Below are 17,953 nucleotides of genomic sequence, written 5' to 3'. Positions count from 1 at the left end.
CAAAGCGCCTACTTTTGCAAAGCTAAAGAGATAACCTGTGACGCTCATAAAATCTATTTCCGGTATTCGCGGCACCATTGGTGGCCCGGCCGGACAAGGCCTTACCCCCCTCGATGTGGTAAAATATGCTGCTGCCTACGGCACCTGGGCGGCAGCTCAGGCCACTACCAGCAAGCTGATAGTGATTGGCCGCGACGCTCGCCTCTCGGGCGAGATGGTGAGCCGCCTGGTAGCCGCCACGCTACAAGGCCTGGGCTTCGATGTGCTTGACCTGGGCCTCAGTACCACGCCCACGGTGGAGATGGCGGTGCCGGCCCGGCAGGCCGCGGGAGGCATTATTCTCACCGCCTCGCACAATCCCAAGCAGTGGAATGCCCTGAAGCTGCTCGACGCGCAGGGTGAGTTTTTGTCGGCGGCGGCTGGTGAGCGCGTCCTTGAGCTGGCCGAAAGCGAAAGCTTCGATTTTGCGCCCGTTACCAAGCTGGGCAGCTACGCCACCGACGATACTTTTCTGAGTGAGCACATTGCCGCTATTCTGGCCTCGCCCCTGGTTGACGTGACAGCTATCAGGGCCAAAAAATTCCGGGTAGTAGTCGATGCGGTAAACAGTAGCGGCGGCTTTGCCGTGCCGCAGCTGCTAACCGCCCTGGGCGTTGCAACCATTGAGAAAGTACACTGCGAGCCCACCGGCGACTTCGCTCACAACCCCGAGCCCCTGCCCGAACACCTGCGCGATATTGCCAGAGTGCTTGAGAAAGGAGGCTTCGACCTGGGCATCGTGGTAGACCCCGACGTAGACCGCCTGGCCCTGGTGAGCGAAAACGGGGAGATGTTTGGCGAAGAATACACGCTGGTAGCGGTTGCCGATTATGTGCTGGGCTACCACGGCGGCGGCAATACGGTAAGCAACCTCAGCAGTACCCGTGCCCTGCGCGATGTGACCGAAAAGCACGGCGGCACCTACACGGCCGCCGCCGTGGGCGAGGTAAACGTGGTGACCAAGATGAAAGAAACCAACGCCATTATCGGGGGCGAGGGGAACGGCGGCATTATTTTTCCCGAGCTGCACTACGGCCGTGATGCCCTGGTAGGCATTGCGCTGTTTCTGACGCACCTGGCTAAGTCGGGCCTGGCCATGAGCCGCCTGCGCAACTCCTATCCGAGCTATTTTATCTCCAAAAATAAAATTGAGCTCACGCCCGAAATCAATACCGACCAGGTGCTGGTGCAGATGGAGAAGCGCTACGCCAAGCAGCCAGTAAATACCATTGACGGGGTGAAAATTGAGTTCGACAAAGAGTGGGTGCACCTGCGGAAGTCGAATACCGAGCCCATTATTCGCATCTATGCCGAGTCGGACTCGAACGCCACGGCCGACCATCTGGCCCAAAAGATTATTGCCGATATAAAGGAGATTATTAATGGGTAGTAAGTAATAGGTAATTGGGTAATAAGTAGCGGCTAAGCTGTTAATTAGTACCCCTTACTCATTACCAAATTACCCATTAAGAAATTAACCACTAAGTAAATGCACGTTTACCTCGACAATGCCGCGACGACGCCGCTCGACCCCGAAGTGCTGGATGCCATGCTGCCCTACCTGAGCCAGCATTACGGCAACCCCAGCAGCCTACACGGGCCGGGGCGACAGGTGCGCTCGGCAATTGAGGTGGCGCGCAAAACGGTGGCGCAGCTGATTAATGCGGCCCCAGTGAAATTACATTCACCTCGGGCGGCACGGAGGCCGATAACTACGCCATTTTCGGCAGTGTGCGCACGTTGGGCCTGCGCCACGCCATTACCTCGTCGCTTGAGCACCATGCCGTGCTGCACCCGTTGCAGGCCCTGGCCAAAAGCGGCGAAACGGAGCTGAGCTACCTGCGCCACGATGCGCAGGGCCGGCTCGACCTCGGCCATCTGGAGGAGCTGCTGGCGGCCCATCCGCGCTCTTTTGTGAGCCTGATGCACGGCAACAATGAGCTGGGCAACCTGAACAGTATATTGGAAATAGGCGATATTTGTGCCCGGCACGACGCCGTTTTCCACACCGATACGGTGCAGACGATGGGCCACTACCACCACGATGTGCAGCAGCTCAAAAACCACTTTCTGGTGGGCTCGGCGCATAAGTTTCATGGGCCGAAAGGGGTAGGGTTTCTGTATCGGCGCGGCGGGCTGGAAGTAGGGCCGCTTATCCACGGCGGCGCGCAGGAGCGCAACGTGCGCTCGGGTACCGAAAACGTGTACGGCATTGTGGGCCTGGCCAAAGCCCTGGAAATTGCCTGCCGCGATATGACCGCGCACCAGCACTACATTCAGGGTCTGAAAGACCGGCTCATCGGCCGCCTTCGGGCAGGTATTGCCGATGTGCAGTTTAATGGCCTGTCGGTAGCGGCCGACCAGAGCCTCTACACTGTGCTCAGCGTGAGTCTGCCGCCGTCCAGCATCAGCGAGATGCTGCTTTTCAGCCTCGACATTAACAAGATAGCTGCCTCGGGCGGCTCTGCATGCACGAGTGGCGCCCAGCTCGGGTCGCACGTGCTCGAAGCCCTAGGCGGGGATTCCAACAGAGCAACTGTTCGCCTGTCGATGAGTAAGCTCAATACCGAGGAGGAGATTGACTACGCAGCCGCCCAGCTGGTAAAGCTGTACCAGCCTGCACTGGTGTAAGACTGCCTTTAGATGAATATTTGATGATGAGGAAGTATAATTGTGCTGATTTCTCATCATCAGCTCTTCATTTCTAATCAGGCAGTTCGTTTTCTGGCGCTGGATGCGGCGCTATTTCGGCTTTTCGCGGGCTGAAACCCGCGGCTTTGTGCTGCTGCTACTGGTGGCGCTGGCGGTGGCGGTGCTGCCCGTACTGCTGCGCCCTACAGACCCTGTTTATCTGCCGGCCGCCGACCAGCGCCAGCTCGATGAGTGGGGGCGCGACCTGGCGACCCGGCTCGATTCGGGCCGGGCAGCCAGTGCGCGCACGTATGCGGCCCGCTATCCGGCGCGGAGTGCGCGCTACCCGGCCGTTCCGCAGGTGGCGCTGGCTCCTTTCGACCCCAACGCGCTCACGGCGGAAGGCTGGGAGGCGCGGGGCGTACCGCATTTCGTGGCTGGCCGCATTGTTACGTACGGGCAAAAAGCCGGCGGCTTTCGCGCTAAAACCCAGCTACAGCGCATCTACGGGCTGCCCGATTCGGTGTATCAGCGGCTGCAGCCGTTTATCCAGCTACCGGCCGAACTGCCGGCTCCTGCCGGCCACGCCGCCCGCTCGTCGGCGTTTAGTGATAAGGCCGGTTTGCCGAGCCGGTTTGCGCGCAAGCCGGCGCATCTCCAGCCCTTCGACCTCAACCTGGCCGATACTACTCAGCTGATGCAGATAAAAGGCATAGGCTCCGGCCGCGCCCGGTGGATAGTAAAGCGCCGCGATGAGCTGGGCGGCTACCTGACGGCAAGCCAGCTAGATGAGGTGTTCGTGCTACGCGACGCGCCCGACCTGGTGGATAGTCTTCGTAAGTACACCTTCGTGGCCGCTGGCTTTGTGCCCCGGCCGGTGCACATCAACTCGGGCACGTTTGATGAGCTGTGGCCGCACCCCTACGTAGGCAAGCCGCTGGCTCGGCTCATTGTGGCCTATCGCAAGCAGCAGGGCGCTTTCAGTACTCCCGATGACCTAAGGCAAATCAAGATTCTCAAGGAAGAAAGCTTTGTAAGGCTGCGGCCCTATGTGCGCTGCGACTGAAAGGCAGCTGATAGTAGCTATCCCAGGCGAATAGTGAGCTTAATGATGATTTTTATTTAAAATCATTCTAAATTGCGACCGAATTCGTTTTTACTATCATGAAAATATTTTTTCGGCGGGTGCACTTGTACCTGGCTTTTTCGGCGGGGCTGGTTTTTTTGGTGCAGTGTCTTACGGGGACAGTTCTGGTTTTTGAGGACGAGATAACTCATGCCCTTTATGCTGGTCGCTATACAGTGGCGGTGCCGGCTGCCCAGCCGCGCCAGTCGCTGGCCGTGCTGGCCGACCACCTTCGGCAGCTCAAGCCGAAAAGTAAGCTATTGGGGTTCACGGTGTATGCCGACCCGGCGCGTACTGTCGAGCTTACTTATCGGGAGGCGCCCGCCCGGCCTGATGATACACAGCCGGCTGAAGGCCGTGGCTTCCGCAACAAAAGCGCTGCCCCACGCAGCGCTGGAGCCGACAAGCCCAGGGGTCGCCCCGAGCGGGGTAATACGGCCTTTCTAAATCCGTACAGCGGCCAGGTAGTGGGCCTGCTCGACAGGCAGGACCGCGGCATATTTAAAGTAGCGGAAGACGTGCACCGCCGCCTGCTGGCGGGCGAGGTAGGGAAGGCCTTAACGGGCCTCTCGGCACTATTTATCCTGGTTATTACGGCTACGGGCGTGGTGCTGTGGTGGCCCAAAACCTGGGCTTTGCTCACGGGCCGCCTGCGCATCAGGTGGAGCGGCAGCGGCAAGCGCATCACGCACGACCTGCACGTAGTGTTGGGCTTTTACTGCGCGCCGTTTTTGTTTGGCCTGGCGCTGACCGGGGTTATTATGTCGTATCGCTGGGCAGCGGAAAGCTTATTCCGCCTCACGGGCACCCGGCCCACGGTTGGTATTGCCGCCCCCCGGTCGGCCTTTCCGGGCAGCCCGCGCATGCTGGCTTATGATGCGGCGCTGCGCACGGGCCAGCAAGTGTATCGCACCGCCGAGTTCTGGCGCGTGGGTGCTCCCAAAGATTCGGCAGCCGCTATCTCCATAAGCGCACCGAGCACCTTGACCTGGCGGGCGGCGGGCCTGGATACCTTGTTTGCAGACCGCAGCACTGGGGCAGCGCTGGGGCAGCATCTCTACAGCCGGCAGTCGGCCGGTGCCCAGCTGCGGCGGCTGGCCAAGCCCCTGCACACCGGCGCAATCGGGGGCGCCTGGACCAAAGGCCTCGCCCTGGTCGTTGTCTTGTGCAGCCTTACGTTTCCGGTAACGGGCGTGCTGCTGTGGCTGAACCGCACGCGCCGCAAGCAGCCGAAAAAGACCCGCACACCAGTAGCAGTATAGTCGGGCTGGGCCTACTTCTTGCCGGCGCCCATTTCCAGGTTGCGGAGCTTATCGGCGCGCCAGGCCGTAATGCCGACCACCAGCATGGTCATCATCCCCCGAATATTACGCTGGGCACCGTTCCCATGAGCTTGGCCGCCGCCCCGCTCTCGAAGCTGCCGATTTCGTTGCTGGAGCCGATAAAAATGTTGTTTACCGCCGATACCCGGCCTTTCATATACTCCGGCGTGTAAGTATGGATAAGCGTGGAGCGCACGATTACCGATACCGAATCGAAGACGCCCGTCAGGAAAAGCAGGAAAAGCGATAAATAAAGATTTTTTGATAAGGCAAAGCCGATGGTTGCCAGCCCGAAGCCGCCCACGGCCCACAGCAGCTTGCGGCCCGCGTTCTTTTTGAGCGGCGAAAAGGTAAGCCACACCGCCATCAGTACCGAGCCAACCGAGGGAGCCGCCCGCAGATAGCCCAGGGCATCGGGACCGGCTTTCAGTATTTCGGAAGCGAAAATGGGTAGCAGCGCCACGGCCCCGCCGAAAAGTACCGCAAACATATCCAGCGACAACGCCGACAGCACTATCTGGTTGCTGAAAATGAACTTGATACCGCTCATAATGCTCTCACTTAGGCTCAGGCGCACACCCTCAATAACGGGCAGCTCGCGGCTGCCGATGCTGATAAAGAATAATAGGGCCAGGCCTTCCATTACTGTATCGACGCCGTAGGCAAACCCGATGCCCAGGTGCGCAAACAGCAGGCCGCCAATGGCCGGCCCCAGCACTGCGCCGGCCTGCCAGGTAGTAGAGTTCCACGTCACGGCATTGGCCAGCAGGCCACGGTCGGGCAGCAGCTGGGGCATAAATGAAAACACGGCCGGCCCCAGAAAGCCGCGGGCAATGCCGCTTACGAAAATAACCAGGTATAGCGGCCACACTACCGTGGCATCGAAGGCCGCCAGGTGCAGCCGCCCGTGGTTGAGCACGCTGGCCTGCGCCGGATGCGAAAGCCAGAACAGCGTGACGGCACATAAAAACAGTACTGCCACGGCCGGCACAATAATGCGCTTGCGCCGCACCGAATCGACCACGTGACCAGCATATAGAGAAACCCCTATGCTTGGGATGGCTTCGGCCAGGCCTACCAGGCCCAGGGCGAGTGGGTCTTTGGTGAGCTGAAAAATCTGCCAGCTTACTACTACGCCCTGAATCTGGGTGGCAATGGTAAACAGGATGCGGGCCGTAATCAGGCGCCGAAAATCGGGGATGCGCAGGGCGGCATACGGGTCGTGCGGGGCCGCGGGGGCACACTAGGGCTCATGGGCAACTTACGTCTAAAATAGAAGCAGTATTAACTACTGCATGGCACAAAAGTATGGTTCAGGGTAGGTGAAAGTAGCTTAACTTGCAGGCAGGCCGGGCTTGCCGACCACCTGCCGCTTATGACCAACCACGGCCTCGACCTGCTGCACCGCCCCGACCTGCCAGTGGTTATTGCCCGCTGGCAGCGCGCCGTAACGCCCACCGAGCTACGGGCCGGGTATGAGTCGCTGCTGGCCACCGCCGACGCAGTGGGCTGCGGCCGCTGGCTGCTCGACCTGCGCCGCCGCGAAGACCTCACCGAGCCCACGGTCAATACCTGGTTCAGCACCGAGTTTGCGCCGGGGCTGCGCGGCCGTTACGGCGAAGCCGTGCGCCTGGCTTTTTTGGTATCACCGCTGCGGGCGGCCCAGCCGGTGATGGCCATTGTATCGGCTACTACCACCGACTGCCAGATTGCGACCTTCACCGATGAAGCCGCGGCCTACGCCTGGCTGGCCGGCTGAGCAGGCTGCTGGCGCCGGGCCGGTTTGGGGCGGTGTACATCTTCGCGGGTGAGTGCCTCGTTGAGGCAGATGCCCGCTTTGTTGCCGGCAGCGGCGGCCAGCATAGCCTGCTGCTGGCCGGGCACCATATCGCCGGCCGCGTACACGCCGGGCACGGTAGTCTGGGCATTTTTATCGACCCAAACGGCGCCTTTGCTGGTGAGGCGTGCGCCCAGCTCGGCAGCCAGCGGGCTGCGCTGCTCCTGAGGAGCGTGCATAAACAGGGCCGTGCGTTCGAGAAAAGAGCCATCGGCAAACTCAACGCAGCGGAGCGAGCCCTTGGGCCCGCCCACCAGCCGGGCCAGCGGCTCCTCCCGTACGCTAATGCCCTGGCGCAGCAACCGCCGCCGCCCGTGCTCGGTGAGGCGGCTGGGCCCGTCGGTAACAACTATCAAATCGCGGCTCCAGTTGGTGAGTAGCAATGCCAGCCCCAGTACCGTCTTGCCCTGCCCGTAAACGGCCAGCGGCTGGTCGCGCACTTCGTAGCCGTGGCAGTAGGGGCAGTGTAATACGCTCGTGCCCCAAAGCTCCCGAAAGCCGGGCAGCGGCGGCAGCAAATCATCGACACCGGTGGCCAGCAGCACGCGCCGGGCTGTGCCGGCCCAGGCGTGGCCCAGGCCGGTGGTGCCCGCCGCCCGAAAAACCTGCCCTTCGCGTACAATAGACGTTATCTTCAGCTCCTGCAGCTCCACACTAGGGTAGGGAGCAAGCTGCGCGCGCGCAATGCGTAGCAGCTCGGCCGGCCGGATGCCGTCGTGGGTAAGAAAGCCATGTACGCCACCCGAGGGCGCATTGCGCGGCGCACCGCCATCGGCTACCAGCACCCGGCGGCGGCAGCGCGCCAGGGTAAGGGCCGCACTCAGGCCGGCGCTGCCCGCGCCCACTACCAACACATCATACTCCATAAGAAGATTACCCTAAAAAGATAGTTCGCCAGGTCAGGCGCTGCTCTCTATACTGCCCAACGTATGCCGAAGGTTATGTTCGCGGCGGCTTGGCACTAAATGAGCTATTTTTAAGGCATCGCTGGTAGCTGCCACGCGCCTTCTGTATTTTCTATGCACGAGCTTTTTGCTGAAAATCAAGCTTTCCGCGCCAGCGGCCGCCTCTGGATAGAAGGCCCGGCCGACCGCTTTCTCGGCATCGGCCGGCTCGAGCTGCTGGAGCGTATCCAAGCCACCGGCTCCATCTCGAAGGCCGCCAAGGAAATGGGCATGTCGTACAAAAAAGCCTGGGACTTAGTGAGCTCCATGAATGCCCAGGCCCGGCAGCCGCTGGTGGGCGCGCACGCGGGCGGGGCGCACGGCGGTGGCGCTACCCTCACGCCGGCCGGCGAGCAAGCCATCGCCGGGTTTCGGGCTATGCAGGCGCGGTTTGCGCAGTTTCTGGCCGACGAAACTGCCCGCCTCTACCACTAAGTACCCGTAAAGGACCCCAACATTCGGCCGGCTTCACCGTTATATTTGTCAAAATATAACGGTCTCGACTATTCGGCACATGCTACTTTTTTCTATTGGCCGCCGCTGGCTGCCCACGGCGTTGTTAGCGGCAAGCGTTGCTGGCTTGCACCCAGCCGCTTGCGCGCAGGTCGGCCCAGGTGCGGTGCCCGCTACTGCTACGCTGCGGGTGGAAGGGCTGGTGACTACGCCCCGCACCCTCAGCGCCGCCGACCTGGCCGCGCTGCCCCGCCACGAGCAGGCTACTACCGATAAGGACGGAAAAAAGCATGTGTACCGCGGGGTGGCGCTAGCCGATGTGCTGCACCTGGCGGGCGCGCCGGCCGGCAAGGCCATTCACGGGGCGGTGCTGGCCGAGGCCTTGCTGGCTACTGCTGCCGATGGCTACCGGGTGGTATTTGCCCTGCCGGAAATCGACGCCGATTTCTCGCCCCAGACTATTCTGTTGGTCGACCAGCGCGATGGTCAGCCCCTGCCCGCGCCCGATGGCCCCTATCAGCTCATTGTACCGCTGGAAAAAAAGCCCGCCCGCTGGGTGCGCCAGCTCACCGGCCTGCGGATAGTGAGCGTTCAGTAATACATAGTAAAAATATATATTGTATGAAAAAAAATCTACGCATCTTGTGCGGCTTGGTGGCGTGTGCTTCGGCCCTGGCCCATTCAGCTGCCGCCCAAGCGCCAAAGGCTCCGCGTCATCCAGCCCCTGCCGATACGCTGCGTACCAGCCTCAACGAGGTCGTGGTATCGGCTTCCAGGGTAGAGGAAAGCTTTTTGCAGTCGCCCGTAACAGTAGAAAAGCTCAACGCCCGCGCCATTCGGCTGTCGGCCGCTCCGTCATTTTTCGATGCCATCGAAAATCTGAAGGGCGTGCAGGTCATTACGCCCAGCCTGGGCTTCAAGGTGATAAATGCGCGGGGCTTCACCAACACCACCAACGTACGCTTTGCCCAGCTTGTGGATGGGGTGGATAACCAAGCGCCGCACATCGGCGGGCCAATTGGCAACGTGCTGGGACCGAGCGACCTCGACATTCAGAGTGTAGAGGTGGTGCCCGGTACGGCCGCCGCCCTGTATGGGCTGAATGCGATTAACGGCCTGGCAAATTTTCAAACCAAAAGTCCGTTTAACTCAGAGGGCCTGAGCCTGCGCCAGCAAACGGGCCTCAACCACCTGAGCGACCCGAATGTCAAAACGTTTGGGCAGGGCGCAACCACCGAAAAGCTGTATTCGGAAACCAGCTTGCGCTACGCCAAAGTGCTGATACCCGACAAGCTGGCTTTTAAAGTAAATGGCACTTACCTGCGCGGCTACGACTGGGTAGCTAATGACCAGACCGACATCAACCCCAACGGCAATGCTACTACGGGCCTGTTTGGGGCCGACAATCCGGCCCAGGACCAGGTGAACCGCTACGGTAATGAGTCGTCGGACCGCAAGAGTATTACGCTGGGCGGCAAGAGCTACTCGGTGGCCCGTACTGGCTACGACGAGCGCGACCTCGTCGACTATAATCTCAAGACACTCAAGGCCGACGCAGCGGTGCACTACCGCTTCCGGCCGGGCGTGGAGCTGGCTTATACCTACCGCGTGGCGGGCTTCGACAACGTGTATCAGCGCTCGAACCGCTTCCGGCTGCAAGGCTACCGCCTGCAGCAGCATGCTCTTACCCTGACCACGCCCGTGGTGCAGGCCCGCGCCTACCTCACCGAAGAAAATACCGGGCAGAGCTACAATCTGCGCTCGATGGGCGAGAACCTCGACCGCAGCTATAAGGCCGATACGCCCTGGTATGCCGACTATACCAACGCCTGGAACGCGGCCGTGGCGGGTGGGCAGTCGGTAGCCGCGGCGCACGCGACTGCCCGCGCCGCGGCCGATGCCGGCCGCCTCCAGCCCGGCACCGACGCCTTTAACCAAAAGCTGGCCCAGCTTCAGGATATCAATAACTGGGACGTAGGGGCGGCCCTGCGCGTACGGGCCAGCCTGGCCCACGCCGAAGCGCAGGTAAACATTGCCGAGGCCATTCGGCGCGGTGGCACGGCGCTGCCAGCCAACCTCGACCTGCTGGCCGGGGCCGACCACCGTACCTACATCGTAGTGCCCGATGGCAACTATTTTATTAATCCCAACCCTGGCAAAGACCCGCTGCACGACGATTTGCTGTATTCCAAAACCGGGGGCTTCGTGCAGGTTGGCGGCCGGCTTTTGCAGGAAAAGCTGCGCCTTACGGCCACGCTGCGGGTCGATAAAAACGACTATTTTGACGTAAAATTCAACCCGCGCTTCACGGCAGTGTACTCGCCCACGCAGCGCCAGAATTTCCGGCTCAGCTACCAGAGCGGCTACCGCTTTCCGAGCTTGTTCGAGGGTTTTTCGAACGTGAACAGCGGCCAGGTAAAGCGCATCGGCGGCTTGCGCGTGATGTCGGACGGCGTATTTGAGAACAGCTACCTGCGCAGTAGCATCGACGCGTTTAATGCGAAAGTGACGGCCGGCATCAACGGCACGCCGGCCCAGACGCGGGCTCAGGCCATTGCCGCCAATCAAAACTTACTGGTGAAAAACCCCTACACGTACCTGCGGCCCGAGTACATCCGCTCGCTCGAAATGGGCTACAAGGCGGCCTTCGGGCCGGGTGGCAGGCTACTGGTCGATGTCGATTTTTACTATAATTCGTACCGCGATTTCATCGCTCAGGTCGAAGCCTACGTGCCGCTTACGGCCAGCGGCACAGCGCTCACTACCGGCACCGACCTTACTACCATTGCTACGGCGCTCAGCAGTAGCGCTACCCAGGCGCGCTACCGGCTCTGGACCAACTCCCAAAGCCAGGTGTACAACTACGGCGGCTCGGCCGGGCTGCGCTACGAGCTGGGCGCCGGCTACCTGGCCGGGGCCAACACGACCTACACCCGCCTCGACCGCACCGAAAACGGCGATGGCCTCGAAGACGGCTTCAATACCCCGCGCTGGATGTATAACCTGAGCTTAGCCAACGAGAACGTTTATCAGAATGCCGGCTTCGGGCTGAACTTTCGGCATCAGGTCGGGTATTATTCCCAAACCTTCCTCGTCAATGGCGACGTACCCGCCTACAGTACCCTTGATGCGCAGCTGAGCTACTATATTCCGACCGCTCAGGTGCGGCTAAAGCTAGGTGCGAGTAATGTATTAAATAAATACTATGTATCGTACCTGGGCGGCCCGAGCGTCGGCGGGCTGTATTACCTAACGGTGATGTACGGCCTGTAGCTTCTATTGTCTGAGTAGAAGAATCGTTGAAAGTCAGGATATTATACTTTATTGATTTCAGTTATGTTTTCTCCTGCTGAGCGCCAGCGCTACCGTCGCCACCTTCAGCTAGCCGAAATCGGCGAAGCCGGGCAGCTGCGCCTGCGCCAGGCGCGGGTATTGGTGGTAGGCGCGGGCGGCCTGGGCTGCCCTGTGCTGCAATACCTGGCGGCGGCTGGCGTGGGTACACTGGGCCTGGCCGATGCTGACAAGGTAGAGCTGACCAATCTGCCGCGCCAGATTCTCTACGGCCCCGACGACGTAGGCCAGCTCAAAGTAGAAGCCGCAGCCCGCGCGCTGCGCCGCCTTAATGAGCTGAATAACTATGTGTTGCACCCCATGCGTGTAAGTCAGGCCAACGTGCGCGAGCTGGTGGCGCAGTACGATGTGGTAGTCGATGGGTCCGATAACTTCCCGACCCGCTACCTGCTCAACGATGCCTGCGTAAGTCTGGGCCGGCCGCTGGTGTCGGGGGCCATCTACAAGTTTGAGGGGCAGGTATCGGTGTTTAACTATGCAGGCGGCCCCACTTACCGCTGCCTTTTTCCCGAGCCGCCCAGCGCGGCCGAAGCGCCCGACTGCAACACGACCGGCGTGCTCAATGTGCTGCCCGGCCTCATCGGCACGGTACAGGCTACCGAGGCGCTGAAAGTAGTGCTGGGCCTGGGCGACGTGCTCAGCGGCCGTCTCTGGCTATTGGATACGCTCAGCTTTCAGACCCGCACGCTGCGCTTCAGGCGTGATGCGCTGCAAAGCCAACTGAATCTTGATACGGCCAACCCGGCCGATTACATTGACGCCAGCTGCACTCCGGCACAAGTTGTTGCTTGCCTGAGCGCCAGCGAGCTACGGCAGCAGCTGGCCGCCGCCGAGCCGCCGCTGCTGCTTGATGTGCGTGGGCCGCTGGAGTTTCAGCGCCGCCACCTGCCCGGTGCCGTGCTGCTGCCCCTGCCCGAGCTGGCTGCCCGCGCCGCCGAGGTGCCGCGCCACCGCCCGGTGGTAGTGTATTGCCAGAGTGGGGTACGCAGCGCCAAAGCCGTGGCGCTGCTGCGCGGCGAGCTTGGCTACGACAATGTGCTGAGTCTGCGCGGCGGATTGGAAGACTACCCGGGCTAAGCTGACTATGCAGCCAGCAAGCCGCGCTGCGTCGGCCGCTGCAACAAATTGCGGCCGACAGTGCTTCTACTGCCTGCGGGCTACCAACCTGCCCGGTGGCTTCCGCGTAGGCGATGCTAGTTCGGCGAGTTGGTAGGGCCACTGGCTACCGACGTATATTTGAGTAGATGTCTTCCCTTTCTTCTTCTGTGCTCCACGACGCCCACGGCCGGCCGCTCGAATACCTGCGGCTGGCAGTTACGGACCGTTGTAACCTGCGCTGTTTTTATTGCATGCCCGAAGAGGGTATTACTTATTTGCCTAAGCACGACTTGCTTAGCTATGAGGAGATGCTACGCCTGGTAGGCGTGATGACGCAGCTGGGCGTGCGCAAGGTGCGCCTTACCGGCGGTGAGCCCTTCGTGCGCCGCGACCTGGTGCCGTTTATGGAGCGCCTGGCTGCCCTGCCGGGCCTCAGTGATATCAGCCTGACTACCAATGGTGTGCTTACGGCACCCCACGTGCCGGCCCTGGCCCGCCTGGGCATAAAGGCGGTCAACCTAAGCCTCGACACCCTCGACCGCCAGCGCTTTTTTGCGATAACCCGCCGCGATGAGCTGCCGCAGGTGCTGCGCACGCTGCATGCGCTGCTTGAGGTGGGTATTCAGGTGAAAATCAATGCCGTAGTAATGGATGGGCGTAATATCCAGGACCTGGTGCCGCTGGCTGAGCTAAGCCGCGAGCTGCCGGTTGATGTGCGGTTCATCGAAGAAATGCCCTTTAACGGCGGCAGCCATATTGCCACACCCGAATCGCTGCCCTGGAACCACCGCCGCATCCGGCAGCATCTGGAGGCACATCTGGGGGAGCTGAGGCCGGTGCCCATGCCCGTGGGAGCCACGGCCAGCGAGTATACCATTGCCGGCCACCGGGGCAGCGTGGGCATTATCGCGGCTTACTCGCGCACGTTCTGCGGCAGCTGCAACCGCCTGCGTCTCACTGCCGAAGGCGGCATCAAAACCTGTCTCTACGACCAGGGCGTGCTCGACCTGCGGGCGCTGCTGCGCAATGGCGCAACCGATAACGACCTGGCCGAAGCCCTGGCCCAGGCTTTCTATCACCGCGCCGCCAACGGCTTCGAGGCCGAGCGCCTGCGCCCCGTGCACCAGCTCAGCTTCGAGAGCATGGCGACCATTGGCGGATAACTTTAATGAGCAATTGCTGGCAAGCTGCCTATTGCTCACTGCGCATCACTCATTGAAAACATGGACCTTACTGTCTCGCTTTTTGGAATTGCCCGCGAAATCGTGGGGCAGTCGTCGCTGACGCTTACTGCGCCCGCCGGGCAGTCGGCCGCCGGGCTGCTGGCCGAGCTGCGCACCGCCTACCCCGCACTGGCCAGCCTGCGCAGCCTGGCCGTAGCGGTTAATAATGAATACGCTGCTGCGGATGTGGAGCTGCACGAGCGCGATGAGATTGCACTTATTCCGCCCGTAAGCGGTGGTTAATATAGTATTTATTATATATTTAGCATGCGGCTGCCTTCTTAAGTAGCCCGGCGTGCTGCTTGCTTTGTCATGACCGACCAGCCTTCTTTCCCCATGCTTATCGACCTCACCGACCAGCCCATCGACGTGGCGGCGGTGCTGCACGCGGCCGAGTCGGACGAGGCCGGGGCGGTTAACGCCTTCATTGGTACGGTGCGCAACCGCAGCGAAGGGCGCCGCGTGGTACGCCTGCACTACGAAGCCTACCCACCCATGGCCCTGCACCAGCTGCGCCGTGTGGCCGAAATGGCCCTCGAAAAGTGGCCTATGCTGCGCCAGGTAGCTGTATCGCACCGCCACGGTACTCTCGAAATCGGGGATGTGGCCGTAGTAGTAGCGGTATCGACGCCGCACCGCGCCGATTCGTTTGCCGCCTGCGAGTACATTATTGATACGCTCAAAGAGGTGGTACCTATCTGGAAAAAAGAGGAGTATGAGGATGGCACCGTGTGGGTAGCTGCTCACCCGTAGCCAGCGGGGCGCTATCCTTAGCCTGGGTGGTGGAAGTCTGATTTGCCGCCGGTTTTCTCCACCAGCCGCACCTGCTCAATGACGATGTCGTGCGACATGGCCTTGCACATATCATACACCGTAAGCGCCGCTACGGAGGCGCCGGTGAGCGCTTCCATCTCGACGCCGGTTTTGCCGGTGACGCGGGCCGTGCATTCAATAAGTACCGAATCGGGCAGGACTACTTCGATAGTGAGCTGGCAGTCGTCGAGCCCGAGCGGGTGGCAGAGCGGAATAAGGTCAGCGGTTTTCTTGGCCGCCATTATGCCGGCCAGGATGGCCGTTTGAAACACCGGTCCTTTGCGGGTGGGTAAATCGCCGGCCTGCACCAGCGCCAGAATATCGGCCCCGAGGCGCACCCGGGCCCGGGCGCGGGCCAGGCGGGCCGTGATGGCCTTGCCGCCAACGTTGACCATAGCGGGCTGGCCGGCGGGGGTGAGGTGGGTAAGCTTAGGGGATAAATCGAACATAAAAGTAAACGCTGTATTGAGAAGCGCAAAATACGGCGAACGAGGGTAGGTTTAACAAAAAAGCCTCTCTGCCAAAGGCAGAGAGGCTTTGCATCTGGCATAATCAGCTATTCTTTGGTTAGTCGTAATGTCTGACGCAGGAGCGAGCCATCTTTAGCAAGACCAGTCAGCACTAATTGGTAGATACTAGTAGGTAGGTTTTGCAGGTCGAGAAGCTGAGGCTTACCCCCAGCCAAGCTCCACTGTTGAACTTGGCGGCCAGTATTATCCAGCAGACTTACCTGATAGGTATTAATGTCTGCTAATGAGCTTAAATCCATCCACACAGTGCTTTGAGCCGGTACAGGATAGCAGCTGATAGCTACCGACTTATCAGAAGCAAATACAATACTTCGAACGGGCGAGAAAGCAGTAGTACCATTAAGGTCTACCTGGCGCAAGCGGTAATACACGGGCTGACCGGGTTGCTGATGGCCAATACCAGCATCAGTATAGGTATATGAGGTCGTCGTGGTCTTATTTCCTTGCGCAGCTACTTGACCAATTTTTGCGAAGATATTGCCGTCGAGGCTACGCTCAACAGTATAGTAGTCACTATTCAACTCGGAGGCAGTGGTCCAGGCTAGTTGGGCATCATAATTCAGTGCCTTAGCTATAAACGCAGTTAGCTCTACTGGCAGTGGCCCAGAAAGTAGGGTAATATTACCTGAATACTCCGAAGTTATGGTACTGGAAGTAGCTGTAGCTGTAATAACATTACCTGGTGCCAAAGTAACGCCGGACGGCAACGAGCTCAGAGGAATGCTGAACGAGAATTTATTAGTATTGTCAGTGCCTTGATTGTGGCCGTTGATAACACCTCCATAAGTCCCCGTTCCGTTATCAAGGTCGGCAGCACTGCCTTCTACTTGTGATGTTAAGTACACAGGCCCTTCTCCAAAGCCAGACCCATCAGCTGTCACACCAGACGCTGCTACATTGAAAAACTCTATTTTGACCCCTGGCCGGGCGTAGCCGGCAATAACTAGGTTGGCCCCCGATACACGGGCCTGAACTATAATCGGGAAGTTGAGCAGGCCATTGGCTCCAATAGCCGATGAGCCATTTTTACGACCATCAATATCGCCATAGTCATTAAGGACAGGTGTGCCAACAGTCTCAGCATCGGTGTTATTCATCAGCTTGATGCCAAGCTGGCCGTTGGCACCGATAGCATTCTGGCTTATAGTAGTAGAACCAGAAGTATTAGCTACGTTAGTTCCTGGCCGGACTAATATACCGCTGCCGGTATTATTAGAAATAGCATTGAGAGAGACAGTATTACCCGTGCCATAAGCACGTATCCCTGATGTTCTGGCGCCACCGGTACCATTACTGCTGATTGTATTGCCAGTTACCAGGATATTGCCCGCGCTGCCATCGAAGTCAACTCCCGAGCCTCTGTTAGCCGTAACTAAATTGGTTTGGACAGTACCTCCCGCACCCGCAAGTAGAATACCACTGGCTGAAGTATTGAGCAAGGCATTGTTCCGAATCTCATTACCGGTAATAGTTACCCCGCCAGTTGCACCAGTTGCCAAGTTCTGGACCCCGGTGTTACCATTGTACCCAATCAAGTTGTTGGTTATAGAGGAGCTGGTAGTACCAGCAGCGAGTAGTATGCCATTGCCAGTACTACGCGTAGTAATTGTGTTCGGGTCGGTGCCGTTGGTGGGGAAAGTAGTAGCGGCGGTACCAATAACGTTATTAGTGATGAATGTGCCGCTGGTAGCTGCAATAGCTATATATATATTGGACCCGTTAGCATTTCCTGTACCACTAGCGCCAGTATTACCGAAGCCATAAATGGAAATCCCCTGTACACCATCGCCAATGCCAGCGAGGGTAATGCCATAGTCGGATGCGCTAGTACCGGGTGTCCCCACTATTTGTACTTCCGGACCATTGAGCTGACCCAATGTAGTGCCTGCCGCACCTACTGTGCCCCCGTGCCAAGCGTTACGTTATTGGTATTGCTATTACGGGTCTGAGTAGTACCATCTATTATAGTATTTGCATCCGTTACTATTAAAGCTCCGTTCGTTGCTGTAGCCGGTGTGAACACAGCTACGCCACTGGTATTAAGCTGATTTGTCAAGCCACTGCGCAATCCTGGTACCGCTGTCGGGCCTGGTACCATGAAAATACTAGACTCTTTACTGGTTGCCAGGGCGGTAGTTATGCCGCTAGCATTAGTATAGACCTGGGCTAAGCTGCTCTCACCACTCAGGGCATTGCTATTGGCAATGAACTGACGCAAGGAGCCAATACCTGAGTCGTTTGTATTAGTGATCACGTCAAAATTGTAGCCAAAGTCAACATCGGTCACACTGGTCGAACTTACTGTTACAGGAACTTGGCTCAGGCCGGCTACGCTCGCCTGACTGGCTCCGCTCACGCTGAAAGCGCTCGTCGTAAAGGATACATACGTGCCTGAGGAGGGCGTAACCAGGCCAATTTGGACGCCATTCAGCAATACGCTGACAGTGAGGTTGTCAACGCGGCCATTATTTGTGCGTTGCGCCGTCAGGAAGCGGATCGAATAAGTACCCGCTGGTAGCTGAATAGTCTGCTGGAACGAGCCATAGGTACCGCCTGCTCCGGCACCGCTACCTATCTGCAAGAAGC

The 17,953-nt window shown here is 59.4% G+C and carries 16 protein-coding genes and 1 pseudogene; 12 read left to right on the top strand and 5 right to left on the bottom strand.

The genetic code is table 11. The features are described 5' to 3' along the window. Positions 1–37: 37 nt before the first annotated feature. The 4 genes and pseudogenes from glmM (at position 38) to GKZ67_RS16005 (ending at position 5,058) form a co-directional block, all read left to right on the top strand. A complete protein-coding gene (gene glmM, locus GKZ67_RS16020) occupies positions 38–1,429 on the top strand; it encodes a phosphoglucosamine mutase (RefSeq protein WP_173244229.1) in 1,392 nt (463 codons plus the stop codon). A 99-nt stretch (positions 1,430–1,528) separates the two neighbouring features. Further along, positions 1,529–2,670: pseudogene (locus GKZ67_RS16015) on the top strand (cysteine desulfurase family protein). Between the two features lie 103 nt (positions 2,671–2,773). Further along, entirely contained in the window at positions 2,774–3,736 is a 963-nt protein-coding gene (locus tag GKZ67_RS16010; RefSeq protein WP_173244226.1) for a ComEA family DNA-binding protein, read from the top strand. A gap of 98 nt (positions 3,737–3,834) precedes the next feature. Next, positions 3,835–5,058, top strand: a complete 1,224-nt coding sequence (locus GKZ67_RS16005) for a PepSY-associated TM helix domain-containing protein (protein ID WP_173244224.1) — start codon at positions 3,835–3,837, stop codon at positions 5,056–5,058. A 91-nt stretch (positions 5,059–5,149) separates the two neighbouring features. On the opposite strand, the gene GKZ67_RS16000 is transcribed toward GKZ67_RS16005, so the two are convergent. Continuing rightward, on the bottom strand, positions 5,150–6,283 hold the full coding sequence (locus tag GKZ67_RS16000; protein WP_254245262.1) for an MFS transporter: 1,134 nt from the start codon (positions 6,281–6,283) through the stop codon (positions 5,150–5,152). Positions 6,284–6,493: 210 nt separating this feature from the next. Here GKZ67_RS16000 and GKZ67_RS15995 point away from each other — a divergent pair, with 210 nt between their 5' ends. Next, the gene (locus GKZ67_RS15995) at positions 6,494–6,877 is read left to right on the top strand and encodes an STAS/SEC14 domain-containing protein (RefSeq protein WP_173244221.1); all 384 of its coding nucleotides are present in this window, start codon (positions 6,494–6,496) and stop codon (positions 6,875–6,877) included. On the opposite strand, the gene GKZ67_RS15990 is transcribed toward GKZ67_RS15995, so the two are convergent. After that, entirely contained in the window at positions 6,856–7,821 is a 966-nt protein-coding gene (locus GKZ67_RS15990) for an NAD(P)/FAD-dependent oxidoreductase (protein WP_173244218.1), read from the bottom strand. The genes GKZ67_RS15995 and GKZ67_RS15990 overlap by 22 nt on opposite strands. 153 nt (positions 7,822–7,974) lie before the next feature. On the opposite strand from GKZ67_RS15990, the gene GKZ67_RS15985 reads away from it, so the two are divergent. From GKZ67_RS15985 to GKZ67_RS15955, 7 genes are all read left to right on the top strand, one after another. Next, positions 7,975–8,334, top strand: coding sequence for a winged helix-turn-helix domain-containing protein (locus GKZ67_RS15985; protein WP_173244215.1), 360 nt, complete (start codon positions 7,975–7,977; stop codon positions 8,332–8,334). Positions 8,335–8,518: 184 nt separating this feature from the next. Beyond that, on the top strand, positions 8,519–8,950 hold the full coding sequence (locus GKZ67_RS15980) for a molybdopterin-dependent oxidoreductase (RefSeq protein WP_173244212.1): 432 nt from the start codon (positions 8,519–8,521) through the stop codon (positions 8,948–8,950). Between the two features lie 23 nt (positions 8,951–8,973). Next, positions 8,974–11,625, top strand: a complete 2,652-nt coding sequence (locus tag GKZ67_RS15975) for a TonB-dependent receptor (RefSeq protein WP_173244209.1) — start codon at positions 8,974–8,976, stop codon at positions 11,623–11,625. Positions 11,626–11,688: 63 nt separating this feature from the next. Further along, positions 11,689–12,780 (top strand): HesA/MoeB/ThiF family protein, encoded by a 1,092-nt coding sequence (gene moeB, locus GKZ67_RS15970; protein ID WP_173244205.1) that lies wholly within the window; start codon positions 11,689–11,691, stop codon positions 12,778–12,780. A gap of 188 nt (positions 12,781–12,968) precedes the next feature. Further along, a complete protein-coding gene (moaA, locus tag GKZ67_RS15965) occupies positions 12,969–13,964 on the top strand; it encodes a GTP 3',8-cyclase MoaA (protein WP_173244202.1) in 996 nt (331 codons plus the stop codon). Positions 13,965–14,024: 60 nt separating this feature from the next. After that, entirely contained in the window at positions 14,025–14,267 is a 243-nt protein-coding gene (locus tag GKZ67_RS15960; RefSeq protein ID WP_173244199.1) for a MoaD/ThiS family protein, read from the top strand. Positions 14,268–14,336: 69 nt separating this feature from the next. Beyond that, entirely contained in the window at positions 14,337–14,777 is a 441-nt protein-coding gene (locus GKZ67_RS15955; RefSeq protein WP_254244877.1) for a molybdenum cofactor biosynthesis protein MoaE, read from the top strand. A gap of 17 nt (positions 14,778–14,794) precedes the next feature. Here the strand turns inward: GKZ67_RS15955 and moaC are convergent, their stop codons facing one another. The 3 genes from moaC to GKZ67_RS15940 all read right to left on the bottom strand — a co-directional run bounded on the left by moaC (position 14,795) and on the right by GKZ67_RS15940 (position 17,948). Next, positions 14,795–15,286 (bottom strand): cyclic pyranopterin monophosphate synthase MoaC, encoded by a 492-nt coding sequence (moaC, locus tag GKZ67_RS15950; RefSeq protein WP_173244196.1) that lies wholly within the window; start codon positions 15,284–15,286, stop codon positions 14,795–14,797. A gap of 107 nt (positions 15,287–15,393) precedes the next feature. After that, positions 15,394–17,244 carry a right-handed parallel beta-helix repeat-containing protein gene (locus GKZ67_RS15945; protein WP_173244193.1) on the bottom strand — a complete coding sequence of 617 codons (1,851 nt, stop codon included), beginning with the start codon at positions 17,242–17,244 and terminating at the stop codon, positions 15,394–15,396. Positions 17,245–17,261: 17 nt separating this feature from the next. Next, on the bottom strand, positions 17,262–17,948 hold the full coding sequence (locus tag GKZ67_RS15940; protein ID WP_173244190.1) for a hypothetical protein: 687 nt from the start codon (positions 17,946–17,948) through the stop codon (positions 17,262–17,264). Positions 17,949–17,953 lie beyond the last annotated feature (5 nt).

The sequence above is a fragment of the Hymenobacter sp. BRD67 genome, from assembly GCF_013256425.1.
GTDB lineage: Bacteria > Bacteroidota > Bacteroidia > Cytophagales > Hymenobacteraceae > Hymenobacter.
The sequence above is the reverse complement of the archived record's forward strand: the minus strand, read 5'-3'. Positions and strand labels throughout refer to the sequence as shown.